Annotated in this window: 16 protein-coding genes; 5 read left to right on the forward strand and 11 right to left on the reverse strand. The window is 70.1% G+C overall.

The annotated features are described in order from the left end of the window. Positions 1-170: 170 nt before the first annotated feature. The 8 genes from ABKA19_RS14450 to ABKA19_RS14485 all read right to left on the reverse strand — a co-directional run bounded on the left by ABKA19_RS14450 (position 171) and on the right by ABKA19_RS14485 (position 6149). Positions 171-626, reverse strand: coding sequence for a hypothetical protein (locus ABKA19_RS14450; RefSeq protein WP_353689495.1), 456 nt, complete (start codon positions 624-626; stop codon positions 171-173). A gap of 290 nt (positions 627-916) precedes the next feature. After that, a complete protein-coding gene (locus tag ABKA19_RS14455; RefSeq protein WP_353689496.1) occupies positions 917-1363 on the reverse strand; it encodes a hypothetical protein in 447 nt (148 codons plus the stop codon). 106 nt (positions 1364-1469) lie between these two features. Beyond that, the gene (gcvH, locus tag ABKA19_RS14460) at positions 1470-1865 is read right to left on the reverse strand and encodes a glycine cleavage system protein GcvH (RefSeq protein ID WP_353689497.1); all 396 of its coding nucleotides are present in this window, start codon (positions 1863-1865) and stop codon (positions 1470-1472) included. A 103-nt stretch (positions 1866-1968) separates the two neighbouring features. Further along, positions 1969-3090 (reverse strand): glycine cleavage system aminomethyltransferase GcvT, encoded by a 1122-nt coding sequence (gene gcvT, locus ABKA19_RS14465; RefSeq protein WP_353689498.1) that lies wholly within the window; start codon positions 3088-3090, stop codon positions 1969-1971. A 102-nt stretch (positions 3091-3192) separates the two neighbouring features. Then, on the reverse strand, positions 3193-3624 hold the full coding sequence (locus ABKA19_RS14470) for an NfeD family protein (RefSeq protein ID WP_353689499.1): 432 nt from the start codon (positions 3622-3624) through the stop codon (positions 3193-3195). Positions 3625-3627: 3 nt separating this feature from the next. Further along, a complete protein-coding gene (locus ABKA19_RS14475; RefSeq protein ID WP_353689500.1) occupies positions 3628-4593 on the reverse strand; it encodes an SPFH domain-containing protein in 966 nt (321 codons plus the stop codon). A 240-nt stretch (positions 4594-4833) separates the two neighbouring features. After that, positions 4834-5025: a hemin uptake protein HemP gene (hemP, locus tag ABKA19_RS14480; RefSeq protein ID WP_353689501.1), complete on the reverse strand. Its 192-nt coding sequence runs from the start codon at positions 5023-5025 to the stop codon at positions 4834-4836. 149 nt (positions 5026-5174) lie between these two features. Continuing rightward, positions 5175-6149: an aldo/keto reductase gene (locus ABKA19_RS14485; RefSeq protein ID WP_353689502.1), complete on the reverse strand. Its 975-nt coding sequence runs from the start codon at positions 6147-6149 to the stop codon at positions 5175-5177. 201 nt (positions 6150-6350) lie between these two features. Here ABKA19_RS14485 and ABKA19_RS14490 point away from each other — a divergent pair, with 201 nt between their 5' ends. The 4 genes from ABKA19_RS14490 to ABKA19_RS14505 all read left to right on the forward strand — a co-directional run bounded on the left by ABKA19_RS14490 (position 6351) and on the right by ABKA19_RS14505 (position 10231). Then, positions 6351-7649: a NupC/NupG family nucleoside CNT transporter gene (locus tag ABKA19_RS14490; RefSeq protein WP_162377701.1), complete on the forward strand. Its 1299-nt coding sequence runs from the start codon at positions 6351-6353 to the stop codon at positions 7647-7649. Between the two features lie 84 nt (positions 7650-7733). Further along, positions 7734-8699, forward strand: a complete 966-nt coding sequence (locus ABKA19_RS14495) for a ribokinase (RefSeq protein WP_353689503.1) — start codon at positions 7734-7736, stop codon at positions 8697-8699. Positions 8700-8715: 16 nt separating this feature from the next. Next, positions 8716-9714 carry a tRNA dihydrouridine synthase DusB gene (gene dusB / locus ABKA19_RS14500; RefSeq protein ID WP_353689504.1) on the forward strand — a complete coding sequence of 333 codons (999 nt, stop codon included), beginning with the start codon at positions 8716-8718 and terminating at the stop codon, positions 9712-9714. A gap of 178 nt (positions 9715-9892) precedes the next feature. Further along, positions 9893-10231, forward strand: coding sequence for a hypothetical protein (locus ABKA19_RS14505; RefSeq protein WP_353689505.1), 339 nt, complete (start codon positions 9893-9895; stop codon positions 10229-10231). 11 nt (positions 10232-10242) lie between these two features. Here ABKA19_RS14505 and ABKA19_RS14510 read toward each other — a convergent pair whose 3' ends face one another. Together ABKA19_RS14510 and ABKA19_RS14515 are read right to left on the reverse strand one after the other, a co-directional pair. Further along, on the reverse strand, positions 10243-11292 hold the full coding sequence (locus tag ABKA19_RS14510; RefSeq protein WP_162377697.1) for a metal-dependent hydrolase: 1050 nt from the start codon (positions 11290-11292) through the stop codon (positions 10243-10245). 64 nt (positions 11293-11356) lie between these two features. After that, positions 11357-12157 (reverse strand): UDP-2,3-diacylglucosamine diphosphatase, encoded by an 801-nt coding sequence (locus ABKA19_RS14515; RefSeq protein WP_502945807.1) that lies wholly within the window; start codon positions 12155-12157, stop codon positions 11357-11359. A gap of 397 nt (positions 12158-12554) precedes the next feature. Between ABKA19_RS14515 and metK the strand changes: the two genes are divergently transcribed. Beyond that, the gene (metK, locus tag ABKA19_RS14520; RefSeq protein ID WP_353689507.1) at positions 12555-13775 is read left to right on the forward strand and encodes a methionine adenosyltransferase; all 1221 of its coding nucleotides are present in this window, start codon (positions 12555-12557) and stop codon (positions 13773-13775) included. A gap of 668 nt (positions 13776-14443) precedes the next feature. Here the strand turns inward: metK and ppc are convergent. Continuing rightward, on the reverse strand, positions 14444-17155 hold the full coding sequence (gene ppc, locus ABKA19_RS14525; RefSeq protein ID WP_162377694.1) for a phosphoenolpyruvate carboxylase: 2712 nt from the start codon (positions 17153-17155) through the stop codon (positions 14444-14446). Positions 17156-17276 lie beyond the last annotated feature (121 nt).

The raw sequence follows: 17276 nt of genomic DNA on the forward strand, positions 1-17276 counted from the left end.
GCCTCCCTCCGCGCCTACCCCACTACCCCACCCGCCTCCCGCGGGTGGTCCGCACGCGTCCGGGGCCCACGCGTGCCATGCCGGCGACGGCAGTGCAACGCGCATAAAAAAACTCCCCCCCCGCTGGGCTTCGGGGAGGGAGTCATTCTGGTACGGCTATCGGGGTTTTTTTAGATCAGCGGAGCCGGGGTTGCCGGCAGCGCGACCGGGGCCGCCTTCTTCTTGGCGACCTTCTTCTTGGCGGCCTTCTTGGCCGGCTTCTTGGCAGCAGCCTTCTTGGCCGGCTTCTTGGCAGCCTTCTTCGCAGCCTTCTTGGCGGTCTTCTTGGCCGGCTTCTTGGCGGCGGCCTTCTTCACCGCCTTCTTGGCGGTCTTCTTGGCGGTCTTCTTGGTCGCCTTCTTGGCGGCCTTCTTCACGGCCTTCTTGGCGGTCTTCTTGGTTGCCTTCTTGGCGGCCTTCTTCGCCGGCTTGCGGGCGACCTTCTTGGCAGCCTTCTTCGCCGTCTTCTTGGCGGCGGTCTTCTTGGCGGCCTTCTTCACGGTCTTCTTGGCGGCGGCCTTCTTGGCGACCTTCTTCACCGCCTTCTTGGCGGCCGGTTTCTTCTTCGCAGCTTTCTTCGTTGCCATGGTTGGCTCCTCGTCAGTGAACTACGGATGGGTAACGCCCAGTGCGAAAACCCGCGGCGGTGACCGCCGGGGGGAGTTCCGTCGGCGCGATACGCACGTCGATACGGATACGGGAAATCCCGCGCGGTGCGGCGGCGCGGGCGGTAGATCGGGGGTTCGCTGCTTTTCTTTGAGGGAAGCGGGCCTGCTCCACCGTCTGAAGGTTCCTGGCGGATGCCCGAGTTGTGCTTCGCGTTGTGGTGTTGATTCGACTCACTCGCTTCGGCAGGCAGCGTCTGCTGGGGCGAAACCTAATCACGCTTTTTTTCACTGTCAACACCCGCACGAAAAAATCTTCCGCCCGCGCCGCCCGTCCTTCGCCCCGCCGCGCGCGGCTGTGGCGGCGGCGCGTCGCGCCCGCCGCCGCCGCGGTCCGGGATGCATTTCAAACGGATGCGGAAAACAAGCGCTTTTCTTCGATGCGATCGGGACGGCGTCGCAACGGGCGTGTCGCGCTGGTGGTCGACGCCGGCGCCAACGGGGCGCTCCGGGCGGCTTTCGCGGAGGCAAAAAAAAATCGCCGGAAGCGGTCCGCTTTCGCGCCGCACAAGCCGATTTGCGCAGAACTGCGCGAACCCGAACGACGGGTTTCGCGTCGCCTGCACACCTGCCGGAGCGAACATCGCGGTCGCGAACAACGGTGCGCTTCGTGCTCCATCCCGGGTCGGGCATCCGGCGCGACGAACCACGATGTCCATCGCCCGCACCCGGGCTTCCACCACCCCCACCACGACCGGCGCGATCCTGGAAAAGAAAACGCCCGCACTGGGCGGGCGTCTCCGGACGAAGGGTGGCGGCCGACGCTCAGTCGTCCTCGCCCTCGATCAGCTCGGCGTAGTCGTCGGGGGAGAGCAGCTCGGCCAGCTGGTCGGCGTCGCTGGACTCGAGCACGAACAGCCAGCCTTCGCCGTAGGCGTCCTCGTTGATCGTCTCCGGCTTGTCGGCCAGGGCCGAGTTGACCTCGACCACCTTGCCACTGAGCGGGCTGTAGACGTCCGAGGCGGCCTTGACCGACTCGACCACGGCCACCGCGTTGCCGGCTTCGACGCTGTCGCCGACGTTGGGCAGCTCGACGTAGACCAGGTCGCCGAGCAGGCTCTGGGCGTGGTCGGAAATACCGACGGTGACGCGGCCGTTGCCTTCGACGCGCGCCCACTCGTGGGACTTGAGGAACTTGAGGTCGCCGGGGATCTCGCTCATGGGGCTGCTCCGGTCACGCGATGGGTCTGGATGGGGCGGCTAGTTTAGCGGAGGACTCCGCCGGGCAGGAACAACGGCGGCGGCGCACCTCACCGCCTGCCCGTCAGCCGAGCACGCCCGGTTGCGCCTGGCCTTCGCGCACGAACGGGAACTTCACCACGCGCACCGGCACCTCGCGGCCGCGGATGTCCACGCGCACCTGGCCCGGGTCGCCGGCCGGAACGCGCGCGAACGCGATCGCCTTGCCGAGCGTGGGCGAGAAGGTGCCGGAGAGGATCTCGCCCTCGCCCTGCGCGGTGAGCACCTTCTGCCCGTGGCGCAGCACGCCCTTCTCGTCCATCGCCAGGCCGATCATCTGCCGCGGGGCGCCAGCCGCCTTCTGCGCCTCCAGGACAGAACGGCCGATGAAGTCGCGCGGCTGGCCGGGCGCGGCATCGTCGAGCGCCACCGTCCACGCGAGCGCGGCCTCCCAGGGCGTGGTGCCCTCGTCCATGTCCTGGCCATAGAGGTTCATGCCCGCCTCCAGGCGCAGGGTGTCGCGCGCGCCCAGGCCGGCCGGCTTCACGCCCGCCTCCAGCAACGCGTTCCAGAAGGCGACGGCGTCGCCCTCGGGCAGCACGATCTCGAATCCATCCTCGCCGGTGTATCCGGTGCGCGCCAGGAACAGCGGCACGCCGGCGGCCGACTGCGCTTCGTGCGCGGCGAAGCGGCCGAGCTTGGCGGCGGCGGCGCGGTCTGATTCGCGCAACAGGCCGATCACGCTCTCGCGCGCCTGCGGGCCCTGCACGGCGACCATTGCGAAATCGGGGCGCTCGATGACCTCCACGCCGAACGCCTGGGCCTGGCGGCCGATCCAGGCCAGGTCCTTGTCGCGGGTGGCGGCGTTGACCACCAGGCGGAAGAACGCCTCGTCCATGTAATAAGTGATCAGGTCGTCGATCACGCCGCCGCGCTCGTCCAGCATGCACGAGTACAGCGCCTTGCCCGGGACCTTGAGCTTGTCGACCGAGTTGGCCAGCAGGTGCCGCAGGAACTCGCGCACGCGGGGGCCGCGCAGGTCGACCACGGTCATGTGGCTGACGTCGAACATGCCGGCCGCGCGCCGGACCAGGTGGTGCTCGTCGAGCTGCGACCCGTAGTGGATCGGCATGTCCCAGCCGCCGAAGTCGACCATCTTGGCGCCGAGCGCGCGGTGGGTATCGTTGAGGACGGTCTTGCGGGTCATGGCGGTCTCGCACCGGAGGAAAGACCGCCATTATCCCAGAGTCCTTTCACCCGGAACCAAATGCCGGGCGCGGCCGGCTGGATCCCGGCCGACGTTCCGGGATCAGGCTTCCTGGACCTTCAGCACCATGCCGTTGACCGCGACCACGCGCACCGCGGTGCCGGCGGGCAGCTCCGGGCCTTCCACCACCCAGAACGCGTCGCCCAGCTTGATCCGCCCGCGCCCGCCGACGATGGCCTGTTCCAGTGGCGCGACCAGGCCGATGGCCTGTTCGGCCCGGCGGTTGAGGAGGGGCTGGTCGCTCGCGCGTGCGGCCTTGCGGAACCACTTCCGGTAGACCTGGATCGAGACGAAGCTGAGCACCACGAACGCGGCCACCTGCGCCAGCACCGGGATGCCCGGCACCAGCAGAACGGCCACGAAAACCGCAACCGCGGCGAAGCCCATCCACAGCATGAAGGCGCCGGGCGCCAGGGTCTCGGCCGCGAGCAGCAGCAGCGCCAGCGCCGCCCATCCCACCACGTCGACGCGCATGGCTCAGGCTCCCAGCTTCGGCGGCGGCTGGCGCGGGGCCCCCGCCTTGCGCTGCTGGTCGGACAGCGCCTCGCGCGCCAGCTCGGCGATGCCGGCGATCGAACCGATCACGCCGCTGGCCTCCATCGGCATCAGCACGAACTTCTGGTTCGGCGCGGTGGCCAGCTCCTTGAACGCCTCCACGTACTTCTGGGCGACGAAGTAGTTGATGGCCTGGACGTCGCCGTTGGCGATCGCCTCGGACACCATCTGCGTCGCCTTGGCTTCGGCCTCGGCCAGGCGCTCGCGCGCCTCGGCTTCGCGGAATGCGGCCTCCTTCTGGCCCTCGGCCTGCAGGATCGCGGCCTGCTTGTCGCCCTCGGCGCGCAGGATCTCCGAGGAGCGGTGGCCCTCGGCCTCCAGGATCACCGCGCGGCGATCGCGCTCGGCCTTCATCTGCCGGGCCATCGAGTCGACCAGGTCGCGCGGCGGCTGGATGTCGCGGATCTCGATCCGGGTGACCTTGATGCCCCAGGGGTTGGTCGCGTGGTCGACCACGTTGAGCAGCTGGGCGTTGATCCGCTCGCGGTTGGACAGCGACTCGTCCAGGTCCATCGAACCGATCACGGTGCGGATGTTGGTCTGCACCAGGGCGATCATCGCCACTTCCAGGGTGGCCACCTCGTAGGCAGCCTTGGCCGCGTCCAGTACCTGGAAGAACACCACCCCGTCCACGCGGACCACCGCGTTGTCCTTGGTGATGACCTCCTGGCTGGGCACGTCCAGCACCTGCTCCATCATGTTCACCTTGCGGCCGACGCCGTAGATGATCGGGATCAGGAAGTGCAGGCCCGGATCGAGGGTATGGGTGTACTTGCCGAAGCGCTCGACGGTCCATTCGTAGCCCTGCGGCACCATGCGCACCGTCTTGAACAGCACGATCACGCCGGCGACCAGCAGCACCATCGCCAGAAAACCCGATGACATCATCCCCCTGCTCCCGGCCGCGCGCGGCCTCTCCCAAGTCCGGAGACCAGTATAGGCACGTTGCAGGTCCGGAAAACGCGGTTCCGCCAGCGCGCGAATGCAGGAGGCAGCGGCTGCGACATCGTCGCTGCGGCAGGTCTCCGCCCGCGACGTCGGTCGCGGGCGTGCCCGTGCGCGATCCGGGCTGGCGGCGCTGGCAGGTGCGTCCAATCCCGCGGCGCGCGCGGCCGGAAGCCGTCTGCGCTACTTGGTCAGGATCAGTTTGTCGTTGCTGGTGTGGCGCAGGCGGTAGAGCTTGTCGCCATGGCGGATCAGGATTTCGCGGCGGCCGTTGAGCAACTCTTCGCTGCCCAGCACGACCTCATTGGGGTAGAGCGCCGGCGCGGGGGCGCGGGCGGGTTCGACATGCGACAGGGTCAGGCGATGCACGTTCATGGCGGGCTCCAGCGGTAAGGGACGTGGAACACGGTTAATGATAATTATTCGCATTCATGTGTCAAGCGGCACGACAGCGGGCGCGTGCCCTCCCGCGAGCGCTGGTCGGCGCCGCAGCCGACACGCCCGTCCGCTGCGGCGGCCTGCGTTCACACCGCCGCAGCGACCTCCAGCCGTCGCCAGACCGGTTCGTCGTACTTGCCTGCCAGCTCCAGCGCGCGGAGGTTCTCCAGCAGCTGCGCCGTGGTGCTCGCGCCCAGGATCACGCTGCTCACGTGCGGATTGCGCAGGCACCAGGCGATCGCCAGCGGCGCCGGCCGTTCGCCGAGTTCGGCGGCGACCTCCACGAAGCGCTGCGCGCGATCCAGCCGGCGTTCCTCGCTGTGCCCGACGACCAGCCGCTGCAGCCATCCAGCGTCGGCCTGGGCCAGCCGGCCTTCCCGTTCGATGCCGCTGGCGTACTTCCCGGTGAGCAGGCCCGATGCCAGCGGCGACCAGGTGGTCGTGCCCAGCCCGAGTTCGGAGTAGAGAGAGGCGTACTCGAGCTCGACCCGTTCGCGGTGCAGCAGGTTGTACTGCGGCTGCTCCATGCTCGGGCCGGCCAGCTGGTTGGCGCGTGCGAACCGGGCGGCCTCGCGGATCAGCGCTTCCGGCCATTCCGACGTGCCCCAGTACAGGACCTTGCCTTGGCGGACGAGCAGGTCCATCGCCGCGACGGTCTCTTCCACCGGCGTGTCCGGATCGGGGCGATGGCAGTAATAGAGGTCCAGGTGCTCGACCCGCAGGCGCCGGAGCGCGGCATGGCAGGCCTCGACCACGTGCTTGCGCGACAGGCCGCGCTGGGTGGGGCGTGGATCCTCCACCGCGCCGAAGAACACCTTGCTGGACACGCAGAAACCGTCGCGCGGCAGGCGCAGGTCGGCGATCACGTCGCCCATCACGCGTTCAGCCTCGCCATTGGCATAGGCCTCGGCATTGTCGAAGAAGTTGATCCCGTGGTCCCAGGCGGCGGCAATGAGCTCCCGCGCCTGGCCACGCCCGATCTGGCGGCCGAACGTCATCCAGGCGCCGAAGGACAGGGCCGACAGCTGCAGGCCCGAGGCGCCGAGGCGGCGGTATTGCATGGGCGGATCTCCGGAAGGAAGGGAGCCAGTGTAAGCGCCGGCCCGGCCGGTCCCCGGCCACGAGGACCGGGGACTGGCCGCACGATCGCCCGTCATCGACCGAACCGGATTCTGAATCCGGTTCAGGCGACCGCGGCGCCGGGCGTCGTCGCTTCCGACCTGCTAGGCTTTCGCAATTATTTAACATCCGCAGGGAATTCAATGTTCGAGGCACTGGGTCGGATCGGTTTCGGCCTGTTCGGGTTGGCCGTGCTCATCGGCATCGTCTGGCTGTTCTCGAACAACCGCCGCGCGGTGGACTGGAAGCTGGTCGCCACCGGGCTGGTCCTGCAGATCGCCTTCGCGGCGGTCGTACTGCTGGTGCCGGGCGGGCGCGAGGTCTTCGACTGGCTCAGCCACGGCTTCGTCCGCATCCTGGGCTTCGTCGCCGAAGGCTCGAACTTCATCTTCGGCAGCCTGATGGACCTGGAGAAGAACGGCTTCATCTTCGCCTTCCAGGTGCTGCCGACGATCATCTTCTTCTCGGCGCTGATGGGCGTGCTCTACCACCTGGGGGTGATGCAGGCGATCGTGCGCGGCATGGCCTGGGCGATCACCAAGGTGATGCGCGTGTCCGGTGCCGAGACCACCAGCGTCTGCGCCAGCGTGTTCATCGGCCAGACCGAGGCGCCGCTGACCGTGCGCCCGTATATCGCCAAGATGACCCAGTCCGAGCTGCTAACCATGATGATCGGCGGCATGGCCCACATCGCCGGCGGCGTGCTGGCCGCCTACGTCGGCATGCTCGGCGGCGGCGACCCGGAGCAGCAGGCGTTCTTCGCCAAGCACCTGCTCGCGGCCAGCATCATGGCCGCGCCGGCCACCCTGGTGATCGCCAAGATCCTGGTGCCGGAGACCGGCGAGCCGCTGACCCGCGGCACGGTGAAGATGGAGGTCGAGAAGACCACCGCCAACGTGATCGACGCCGCCGCCGCCGGTGCCGGCGACGGCCTGCGCCTGGCCCTGAACATCGGCGCGATGCTGCTGGCCTTCATCGCCCTGATCGCCTTGGTCGACGCGCCGCTCAAGTGGTTCGGCGAGGTCACCGGGTTGGCCGCCGCGCTCGGCCAGCCGACCAGCCTGTCGACGATCCTCGGCTACCTGCTGGCGCCGATCGCCTGGGTGATCGGCACGCCGTGGGCGGACGCGACCACGGTCGGCGCGCTGATCGGGCAGAAGATCGTGCTCAACGAGTTCATCGCCTACAGCCAGCTGTCGAGCATCATCAACGGCCAGGTACCGGGCGTGGCGCTGGGCCCGGAAGCCACCCTGATCGCGACCTACGCGCTGTGCGGGTTCGCCAACTTCAGCTCCATCGCGATCCAGATCGGCGGCATCGGCGGCCTGGCCCCGGAACGGCGCCAGGACCTGGCCCGCTTCGGGCTGCGCGCGGTGCTGGGCGGATCGGTGGCCACGTTCATGACCGCGACGATCGCAGGCGTGCTGACCCACTTCAGCTGAGCCGTCGCCGCACCGCGCCCTCCGGCGGGCCCACCCGGCCCGCCATTTCCGTTTCCCGTTCTGATTCCCATCGCTCGAGGTCCCATGAATTCGGTCATCGTCGTCGGCTCCTTCAACGTCGACCATGTCTGGCGCTGCGCCGAGCTGCCGGCGATGGGCGCGACCATCGCCGGCCAGTACAGCACCGGGCCGGGCGGCAAGGGCTTCAACCAGGCCGTGGCGGCGGCGCGCGCCGGTGCCGCCACCGCCTTCGTCTGCGCGCTCGGCGACGATGCCGGCGGCGCGCTGGCGCGCCAGCTCGCACGGGCCGACGGCATCGACCTGCGCGTCGAGGCCAGCGACCAGCCGACCGGAACGGCGGGCATCTATGTCGATGCCCGCGGCCGCAACAGCATCGTGGTCGGCGCCGGCGCCAACGGCACGCTGGGCGCCGAACACATCACCGGTGATCCCGCGCTGCTGGAAGGCGCAAGGGTCCTGCTGGCCCAGCTGGAATCGCCGGTGGAGACGGTCGAGGCCGCACTGGCGATGGCCCGCCAGGCGGGCGTGACCACCGTGCTCAACCCGGCGCCGGCCAATGCGGCCAGCGGCATCGGCCTGCTGCGCCTCGCCGACGTGCTCACCCCGAACGAGACCGAGTTCGCCGCCCTGCTGGCACGGCATGTCGGCGAACGCGTCGACCCCGAGGCGGTGGCCACGCTGGACGGCGCCACCCTCCATGGCCTGAGCCGCAAGCTGCTGCCGCACGGCACGGTGGTGATCACGCTGGGCTCGGTCGGCGTGTTCGTCTCGCACGCCGAGGAACAGCTGCGCGGCGATGCCCAGCCCTACTACCGGATCGGCGCCGAAAGCGTGTCCGCGATCGACACCACCGGCGCCGGCGACGCCTTCAATGGCGCCCTGGCGACCGCGCTGGCCCGCGCGCCGGCGGAGCCCTTCTCGGTGCACGTGCGCTACGCGAACCGGTTCGCTGCCCTGTCGACCGAGCATCCGGGCGCGGCCGCGGCGATGCCCCGGCATGACGAGGTCGCCGCGCGCTTCGGCGCCTGACCGGACCGCGGCCGCCATGCAGATCGGTCCCTACCGCATCGAACCGCGCGTGGTCCTGGCGCCCATGGCCGGGGTCACCGACAAGCCGTTCCGGTTGCTGTGCAAGCGGATGGGGGCCGGGCTGGCGGTGTCGGAGATGACGATCAGCGATCCGCGCTTCTGGAACACGCCCAAGTCGCTGCGGCGCATGGACCATGTCGGCGAACCGGATCCGGTCAGCGTGCAGATCGCAGGCACCGAGCCAAAACTGCTGGCCGAGGCGGCGCGCTACAACGTCGACCATGGCGCGCAGATCGTCGACATCAACATGGGATGCCCGGCGAAGAAGGTCTGCAACGCCTGGGCCGGCTCGGCGCTGATGCGCGACGAGGCACTGGTGGGCCGCATCCTCGAAGCGGTCGTCGGTGCGGTCGACGTGCCGGTGACGTTGAAGATCCGCACCGGCTGGGATGCCGACCACCGCAACGCGCCGGCGATCGCGCGCATCGCGCAGGAAGCGGGCATCCTGGCACTGACGGTGCACGGCCGTACGCGCGACCAGCATTACACCGGCCAGGCCGAGTACGCGACCATCGCGCGGATCAAGGCCGATGTATCGATGCCTGTGATCGCCAACGGCGACATCGATTCTCCGCAGCGCGCCGCGCAGGTCCTGCGGGACACCGGTGCCGACGCGGTGATGATCGGCCGGGCCGCGCAGGGGCGACCGTGGATCTTCGGCGAGGTCGCGCATTACCTGGCGACGGGGCAGCTGCTGCCGCCCCCCGGCGTCGGCCAGGTGCGCGACATCCTGCTCGCGCACCTGCAGGCGCTGCACGGCTTCTACGGCGAGGAGCAGGGCGTGCGGATCGCGCGCAAGCACCTGGGCTGGTACGCCAAGGATCGCGCCGAGAACGCCGCTTTCCGCGCCGTGGTCAATCGCGCGCAGACAGCGCAGGAGCAACTGGCGCTCACGGCCGCGTATTTCGACGCACTCGAGGCCGGCGTGCCGGCCGCGCTGCACGCGGCCGCATAGTTGCGCGTGCGTACGGTTGCTTCATGTAACCGTCCTTCGAATAAACGTGACTCGGGTCACCCTGCACTTCGGCACTGGGCGGGTTGCGCCGGTAGCGCGACGCTGCCGGAGCCGGGAAACCGCCGGCCCGTGGCGACCCCACGGCCACCCGATGGGCCACCGCCCGCAGGAGGCAGTCATGTTGTTCGCACGCATCGCCGTTGTCGCGGCCGCGCTGGCCGCCGCTCCTTCCGCCTTCGCCAACGACGCCACCATCGCCGACCTGTCGCGCGAGACCGGCGTGAGCGAGCGCCATATCCGCATGGTCGCCGGCGCCCGCACCCCCTATCCCGAGTACCGCATCGTCTTCGACCGGGTGGAGCGCGAGCTCAAGGGCGCGCTCGGCGCCGATGGTTACAAGTACCTGCTGAAGGGCGAAGTCGCCGCCGCCGTCGAGGTCCGGCGCGCTCGCGTCGCCGAACAGGCCGCGCTGGCCGCACGCACCGAGGCCGCAAAGGCCAGGCAGCGCGAAGGCTGAGTGCGCCTGCGTCAGTCGTCGGCCCGGGCGTGCGGACCGGGCACGACGGCGACGGTCGGGCTGTTCCAGATGCGGTGCCACATCGTGCCCAGCCGGCGCCGGGCCTCCCACGGCGGGCGTAGCTGCTCGGGCGCGACCGGTTGCCAGGCGCCGGCGTCGCGCCGTGCGACCACGAAGACGAACGAGTAGTCCGGTTCGGCTCCCATCCGCAGGTCGCTCAGTTCGAGCCGGCCATCGCGCTCGCGGGCCTTCATGAAGCCGCGGTTGAACCAGGCCAGCCGGCGGACGGCCGGCAGGTCCCGTGCCTCGGCCAGCGCCTGGGTGTTGGAGGCGTAGCCGCGGAACTCCATCGGCCCGCGATCGGCCCACAGCGAACGTTCGCCTTCGACGAATCCGTCGGGCGTCATCGCCACCACGCGCCACAACAAGGTGTTGAACGGCATCGGCACCGAGAACCGCGGCGCATCGCCCAGGCCGAGCGCCGCCAGGCTGCGCTGGGCCTCGCGCTCGACCATGCCCTTGGCGATCAGCGACCAGCCCAGGTACGCGCTGCTCAGCGCCAGGCCGAACACCAGTGCACGCTGGGCGAGGACGCGTTCGCGCGCGAACCAGGCCACCACGCACGCAAGCAGCAACCACAGCGTGTAGCCCGGATCGATGATGAACACGCTCGACCACATCGTCGGCGCGACCGGCAGCGGCCACCACAGCTGCGTGCCGTACACGGTGAACGCGTCCAGCAGCGGATGGGTCGCCAGCGCCAGCTGGATCGCCCAGAACCAGCGGCGCGGCGCTTCGGCCACCCGCCCCTGGCCGAAGCGCAGGAACAGCCACCACACCAGCCACCCCACCAGCGGCAGCACGAACAGCGAGTGGCTGAAGCTGCGGTGCACGGTCATCAGCGTCACCGGATCGTCGCTGAAGAGCATGATCGGCAGCGAATCCAGGTCCGGCAGGGTACCCAGCGCGGCGCCTGCGAGCAGGGCGGCACGGCGGTGGCGGGCGGGGGCGACGGCGGCGGCGATGGCACCGCCGAGCAGAATCTGGGTCAGGGAATCCATGGGCGAATGCTAGCAGCGGCGGCCGGAGCGGCGGCCGGGATCCCGGGCGGCGGCGCGCGCGGGTTCAGGCCACCCGGCCGATCGGCAACCGCCATGGCTCGCGCGGCGCCAGGGTCGCCAGCACTTCGCCGCCGTGGGTCAGCAGGCGCAGCCCGCCGTCGGATTCCTCGACCAGCGCGGTCAGGCTTTCCACCCAGTCGCCGTCGTTGGCATAGACCAGGCCGTCGCGCTCGAACAGGCCGGCCCGGTGGATATGCCCGCAGACGATGCCATCGAGCCCGCGACGGCGTGCATCGTCTAGGCCTGCCTGCACGAAGCGGGCGATGTAGCGCTCGGCGACGCTGCTGCGGCGCTTGATCCAGTCGGCCAGCGACCAGTAGCGCAGGCCGAGCCGTCGCCGTGCCGCGTTCGTCAGCCGGTTGCCGGTGAGGATCCGGTAGTAGAGCCAGTCGCCGAAGCGCTCCTGGAGGCCGCCGAAGTGCGTCACCGCGTCGTAGTCGTCGCCGTGCACCACCAGCAGCCGGCGACCGTCCGCGGTCTCGTGGATCGCGCGTCGGCGCACCTGCATCGCCGGCAGAACCAGGCCGCAGTAGCGCCGCACCGGCCGGTCGTGGTTGCCGGGCACGTAGACCAGCTCGGTGCCGGCGGCGGCCAGCGCATGCAGCGCTTCGATCAACCGGTGCTGCCCGGCGCCCCAGGCGGCGCGGCGCTGGGCCATCCACCAGAAATCGACGATGTCGCCCACCAGGTAGAGCTGGCCGCAGCGCAGCTGGGCCAGGAAGTCGGCCAGCTCGGCGGCATGGCAGTGGCGCGAGCCGAGGTGGACGTCGGAAATGAAGACCGCGCGATGCCGGGGCGGGAGCATCGTCGCGGCCGGCCTCATCGCGCGGGCCTTTCCGGTTCGGTGAACGCTGCGGCCGCGGCCGCCGGCACCGGCAGCCGCAGGCTGCGTACCACGGGGGCCGGGCGCAACCGCGTCGGCGACGGCGTCCGCGAGGCGACGGGACGGGCGGCGCCGAAGGCGTGGATACCCATGGCGTCGGGATTGCATCGGACACGGCGCATACGGGTCTCCGGATCACGCTCCGGCCGGAAGGGTGGCCGTTTCCGGCGTCAGCGCCATTGCCGTCCCGCGACCGTGGCGTGACAGCGCGCGGCCGCCTTAACAGCGGACCAACCCGCCCCCTGCGACCATGCACCCCACCGCGCGGCCGTGTATCATGCGCACCCATCTTTTCATCCGAATACAGGGATATAGCCGAATGTCCAGCTATCTCTTCACCTCCGAGTCGGTCTCCGAAGGCCACCCGGACAAGATCGCCGACCAGATCTCCGATGCCGTGCTGGACGCCATCCTGGCCCAGGACAAGCGGGCCCGCGTGGCCTGCGAGACGCTGGTCAAGACCGGCGCGGCGATCGTCGCCGGCGAGGTCACCACCACCGCGTGGGTCGACATCGAGTCGCTGGCGCGCAAGGTGATCAACGAGATCGGCTACGACAACTCCGACGTCGGCTTCGACGGCCACACCTGCGCGATCATCAACATGCTCGGCAAGCAGTCGCCGGACATCGCCGCCGGCGTGGACCGCAAGAAGCCCGAGGAACAGGGCGCCGGCGACCAGGGCCTGATGTTCGGCTACGCCTGCAACGAGGCGCCGGAGTTCATGCCGGCGCCGATCTACTACTCGCACCGCCTGGTCGAGCAGCAGGCCAAGGTCCGCAAGAAGAAGAACTCGCCGCTGCCGTGGCTGCGCCCGGACGCCAAGTCGCAGGTCACCCTGCGCTACGACAACGAGCACAACGTGCTCGGCCTGGACGCGGTGGTCCTGTCGACCCAGCACGACCCGGGCATCAAGCAGAAGGACCTGGTCGAGGGCGTGTACGAGCACATCCTCAAGCCGGTGCTGCCGAAGAAGTGGCTCGAGTCGCTGCCGAAGAAGAAGGTCCATATCAACCCGACCGGGATCTTCGTGATCGGCGGCCCGGTGGGCGATTGCGGCCTGACCGGCCGCAAGATCATCGTCGACAGCTACGGCGGCATGGCCCGCCATGGCGGCGGCGCGTTCTCGGGCAAGGATCCGTCCAAGGTCGACCGTTCGGCCGCCTACGCCGCGCGCTACGTGGCCAAGAACATCGTCGCCGCCGGCCTGGCCGACCGCTGCGAGGTGCAGGTCTCCTACGCCATCGGCGTGGCCGAGCCGACCTCGATCTCGGTCACCACCTTCGGCACCGGCAGGATCAGCGACGAGCAGATCGAGAAGCTGATCCGCAAGCACTTCGACCTGCGCCCGTACGGCATCGTCAAGATGCTCGACCTGATCCACCCGGTGTACCAGGCCACCGCGGCGTACGGCCACTTCGGCCGCAAGCCGCAGCAGGTCACCTACATCGACGCGGCCGGCAAGAAGCAGGCCGCCACGGCGTTCTCGTGGGAGAAGACCGACAGGGCCGAGGCGCTGCGCGCGGATGCCAAGCTGAAGTAATCAGCGGACAACGCCGCCATGAAGACGGGCCGCTCGCGCGGCCCGTTTTTCTGCGTGGTGCCGGTGGGTAGTGAGTGGGGGATCGTGGGTGTCTGGAAGCGCTGGCGCCTTGGGGGGCCGCCGCACCCAGGGGCTATGGCCCACCCTTCGGGACGACATCCTGTCTTTACGAAGGGCCGTGGCACATCCATGTGCCACTTGGGCCATAGCCCCTGGGTGCGGCGACCTCCGCCCAACGTGCAGGTCATGGCTCCGATCGTAGGAGCCATGCCTGGTGGCTCTATGGCCTCGCAGACCAGCAATCCCGGCCATACCGATGTCCGCCATGGACCGCATCGCCTAACCGGATGCCGCGCCCCGCGGCGAAGGAACGAAGCCATGCCCCACCCGCGCCGAAGGACGTCGTCCTGTCGCCATGGGGGTCGAGCGGCACAGGGATGTGCCGCGGTCGCGAGCTGAGGCAGGGACGCCGGCGCGAGCGACGACCCCCATGGCGGCAGGACGGCGGCCCCGTCCGAAGCCCACGCAACACGATGCTCTTGCTTCGGCTTCCGCTTCCGCCCGGCTTCGGCGAGGACGTGCCGTCGTCGGCCTTCCATCCGGCCCGGCGCGGGAGCGCGGGCGCGCGGGCGCGCGGGCGCGAAGGCGGACCGGATCGGAACCCGCCGTCAGCCGGTGTTCTGAACGCCCTGCGAGACGCCATTGACGCTGGCCACCAACGCGCGCAGCAGCGCATCGTCCTCGCGGCCGCTGGCGCGCCACCGCTCAAGCAGGTCCGCCTGCAGCACGCTGATCGGATCCACGTACGGATTGCGCAGGCGGATCGACAGGGCCAGGCGCTGGTCGTGCTGCAGCAGGAACTCGTTGCCGTTCAGGGCCAGGACCCATCGCCGCGTGAGCGCATGCTCGGCCTGCACCCGCGGGAAGAACTCGCCGTGGAGTTCCTCGCCAGCCAGGCGCGAGAACATCCCGGCGATGCCCATGTCGCCCTTGGCCAGGACCATCGAGACGTCGTCGAGGAAGGTCTTGAAGAACGGCCAGTCCCGGCCCATCTCGCGCAGGGCTTCCTCGCCGAAACGGTCCACCGCCGCCTGCAGGCCCGTGCCCACGCCGTACCAGCCGGGGATCACCGCGCGCGCCTGGCTCCAGGCGAATACCCAGGGGATCGCGCGCAGGTTCGACAGCGCCGCGTCCTGGCCCAGCCGGCGCGACGGGCGCGAGCCCAGGGTCATCCGCTCGATGACGTCGATCGGGGTGGCGCTGCGGAAATAATCCATGAAGCGCGGCGCACCGACGAAGCCCCGGTAGGCCTGGCTGCTGGCCTGCGCCACGGCGTCCATCACCTCGCGCCATTTCGCCTCGCGCGGCTCCGGCGCGCGGGGCCGGATGCTGGACACCAGTACCGCGCCGGTGGCCTGCTCCAGTGAGCGGAGCGCCAGGGCGCGGATGCCGAACTTGCGGTGGATCGCCTCGCCCTGCTCGGTCACGCGCAGGCGGCCGTCTACGCTGCCGCGCGGCGACGCATCCACCGCGCGCGAGGTCTTGCTGCCGCCGCGGCTGAGCGAGCCGCCGCGGCCATGGAAGAACGTCAGCTTGATGCCCAGCTCCTCGGCCGCCTGCATCAGCTCGACCTGGGCGCGCTGCAGGCCCCAGCGCGACGCCGCGATGCCGCCGTCCTTGCCGCTGTCGGAATAGCCGAGCATCACCATCTGCACGTTGCCGCGCGCGGCCAGGTGTTGGCGGTAGACCGGGTCGGCGAGCAGGTCGCGCAGGGTGTCGGGACCCTGGCGCAGGTCGTCGACGGTCTCGAACAGCGGCGCGATGTCCAGCGGCACCTGCCCGTCCTCGACCAGGCCGCCGCGGCGGGCCAGCGCCAGCACGGTGAGCACGTCGGCACGGCTGCGCGCCATGCTGATGATGTAGGCGCCCAATGCGTCGGGGCCATGCCGGCGGCGCGCGTCGCTGAGCGCGGCAAAGACCGCGTCCAGGCGCGCGTTGCCCGGCTCGTCGACCGCCGGCAACACCCGGCTTCCGCCCGCATACGGGCCCAGCCGCGCCGCCTGCTCCACCGGTCCGCGCGACTCCCACTGCTCGTCTTCCAGCGCCGCGGCCACCGCGCGCGCGTGCACGCCCGATTCCTGGCGCACGTCCAGCCGCGCCAGGTGGAAGCCGAAGGTGCGCAGCCGCCACACCAGCCGGCGCACCGAGAACCAGCCCGCGTGCACGCCGCGGTTGTGCTCCAGGCTTTGCCGGATCAGGTCGATGTCGTCGGCGAACTCGCGCGGGGAACCGTAGCCCTCGGCGCGGTCTTCAAGCGTCGCCTGCAGGCGCGCGGCCATCAGGTCGATCAACAGGCGGTACGGCATGTCCGCATGGCGCGGGCGGGCGGCGGCGGCGGCCTCGGGCAGCAGCCCGCGGTAGCGCTCGACCTGCGCCAGCACCTGCGCATCGACCCCGACCACGCCGGTGGACTGGCTCAGCACGTGGGTCAGCTGCTGCAGCTCGGCGCGGTACCTGCCCAGGATCGCGCGGCGCTGCGCGTCGAGCGTGCTGCGGATGGTTGTCGCGTCGACATTCGGGTTGCCGTCCATGTCGCCGCCGACCCAGGTGCCGAAGCGCACCAGCCGCGGCAGGTCGGTGGCGATGCCGAAGTACTCGCCGATGGCGTGGTCCAGGGTCTCGTAGAACACCGGCATCACCCGGTACAGGACCTCGGTGAGGTAGAAGCCCACGTGCTCGCGTTCGTCCTCCACCCCCGGGCGCACCGGCGAGGAGTCGGCGGTCTGCCAGGCCGACGTCAAGGCCATGCGGAAGCGGGCCAGGTCGGCGGCGCGTTCGCCGGGCGTGCGTGCGCCGTCGAGGTCGTCGATCAGCGCCGCGACCATGATCTGTTCCTTCTCCAGCAGCGCACGCCGCACCGCCTCGGTCGGGTGGGCGGTGAACACCGGCTCGATATCGATGCGTTCCAGCCAGTCGCGCAGCTCGTCGGGCGAGACGTCCTGGCGCTTCAGGCGCAGCAGCGCATCGTGCAGGCTCTCCGGCTGTGGCGTCCCGGTATCGGCGCGCTGGTAGTCGCGGCGGCGGCGGATGCGATGCACGCGTTCGGCGATGTTGACCACCTGGAAGTACGTGCTGAAGGCACGCACCAGCGCCTCGGCGTGCGCCGGCTCCAGCCCGTCGAGCAGCGCCGACAGCGATTCCATCGACCCGCCGTTCTGGCGCCGCGCGATCGCGGTGGTGCGCACCCGCTCGACCTCCTCGAGGAAGGCCGGCGAAACCTGTTCGGCAAGCATGTCGCCGACCAGCGCGCCGAGGCGACGCACGTCGTCGCGCAGGGGCAGGTCCGGTGGGGCGAATTCGAGCTGGCGGGGAGCGTTCATCGACACGCGCGGCAGGAGTGGAAGGCGACCTCCGAGCTTAGCCGCGTTTTGTGCGGCGCCGCAAAAGTTTCAGCAGCACCAGATCCGGCCCGGCCCGAGGCGGGCCCGCCGCCGCGACCCC

The organism is Pseudoxanthomonas sp. Soil82, assembly GCF_040446535.1.
GTDB classification, from domain to species: Bacteria; Pseudomonadota; Gammaproteobacteria; order Xanthomonadales; family Xanthomonadaceae; genus Pseudoxanthomonas; species Pseudoxanthomonas kaohsiungensis.

Coding starts and splice junctions, on each gene's coding strand:
- ABKA19_RS14450 (WP_353689495.1), bottom strand. CDS start 626: ATGGCAACGAAGAAAGCTGCGAAGAAGAAACCGGCCGCCAAGAAGGCG.
- ABKA19_RS14455 (WP_353689496.1), bottom strand. CDS start 1,363: ATGGACATCGTGGTTCGTCGCGCCGGATGCCCGACCCGGGATGGAGCA.
- gcvH (WP_353689497.1), bottom strand. CDS start 1,865: ATGAGCGAGATCCCCGGCGACCTCAAGTTCCTCAAGTCCCACGAGTGG.
- gcvT (WP_353689498.1), bottom strand. CDS start 3,090: ATGACCCGCAAGACCGTCCTCAACGATACCCACCGCGCGCTCGGCGCC.
- ABKA19_RS14470 (WP_353689499.1), bottom strand. CDS start 3,624: ATGCGCGTCGACGTGGTGGGATGGGCGGCGCTGGCGCTGCTGCTGCTC.
- ABKA19_RS14475 (WP_353689500.1), bottom strand. CDS start 4,593: ATGATGTCATCGGGTTTTCTGGCGATGGTGCTGCTGGTCGCCGGCGTG.
- hemP (WP_353689501.1), bottom strand. CDS start 5,025: ATGAACGTGCATCGCCTGACCCTGTCGCATGTCGAACCCGCCCGCGCC.
- ABKA19_RS14485 (WP_353689502.1), bottom strand. CDS start 6,149: ATGCAATACCGCCGCCTCGGCGCCTCGGGCCTGCAGCTGTCGGCCCTG.
- ABKA19_RS14490 (WP_162377701.1), top strand. CDS start 6,351: ATGTTCGAGGCACTGGGTCGGATCGGTTTCGGCCTGTTCGGGTTGGCC.
- ABKA19_RS14495 (WP_353689503.1), top strand. CDS start 7,734: ATGAATTCGGTCATCGTCGTCGGCTCCTTCAACGTCGACCATGTCTGG.
- dusB (WP_353689504.1), top strand. CDS start 8,716: ATGCAGATCGGTCCCTACCGCATCGAACCGCGCGTGGTCCTGGCGCCC.
- ABKA19_RS14505 (WP_353689505.1), top strand. CDS start 9,893: ATGTTGTTCGCACGCATCGCCGTTGTCGCGGCCGCGCTGGCCGCCGCT.
- ABKA19_RS14510 (WP_162377697.1), bottom strand. CDS start 11,292: ATGGATTCCCTGACCCAGATTCTGCTCGGCGGTGCCATCGCCGCCGCC.
- ABKA19_RS14515 (WP_502945807.1), bottom strand. CDS start 12,157: ATGCTCCCGCCCCGGCATCGCGCGGTCTTCATTTCCGACGTCCACCTC.
- metK (WP_353689507.1), top strand. CDS start 12,555: ATGTCCAGCTATCTCTTCACCTCCGAGTCGGTCTCCGAAGGCCACCCG.
- ppc (WP_162377694.1), bottom strand. CDS start 17,155: ATGAACGCTCCCCGCCAGCTCGAATTCGCCCCACCGGACCTGCCCCTG.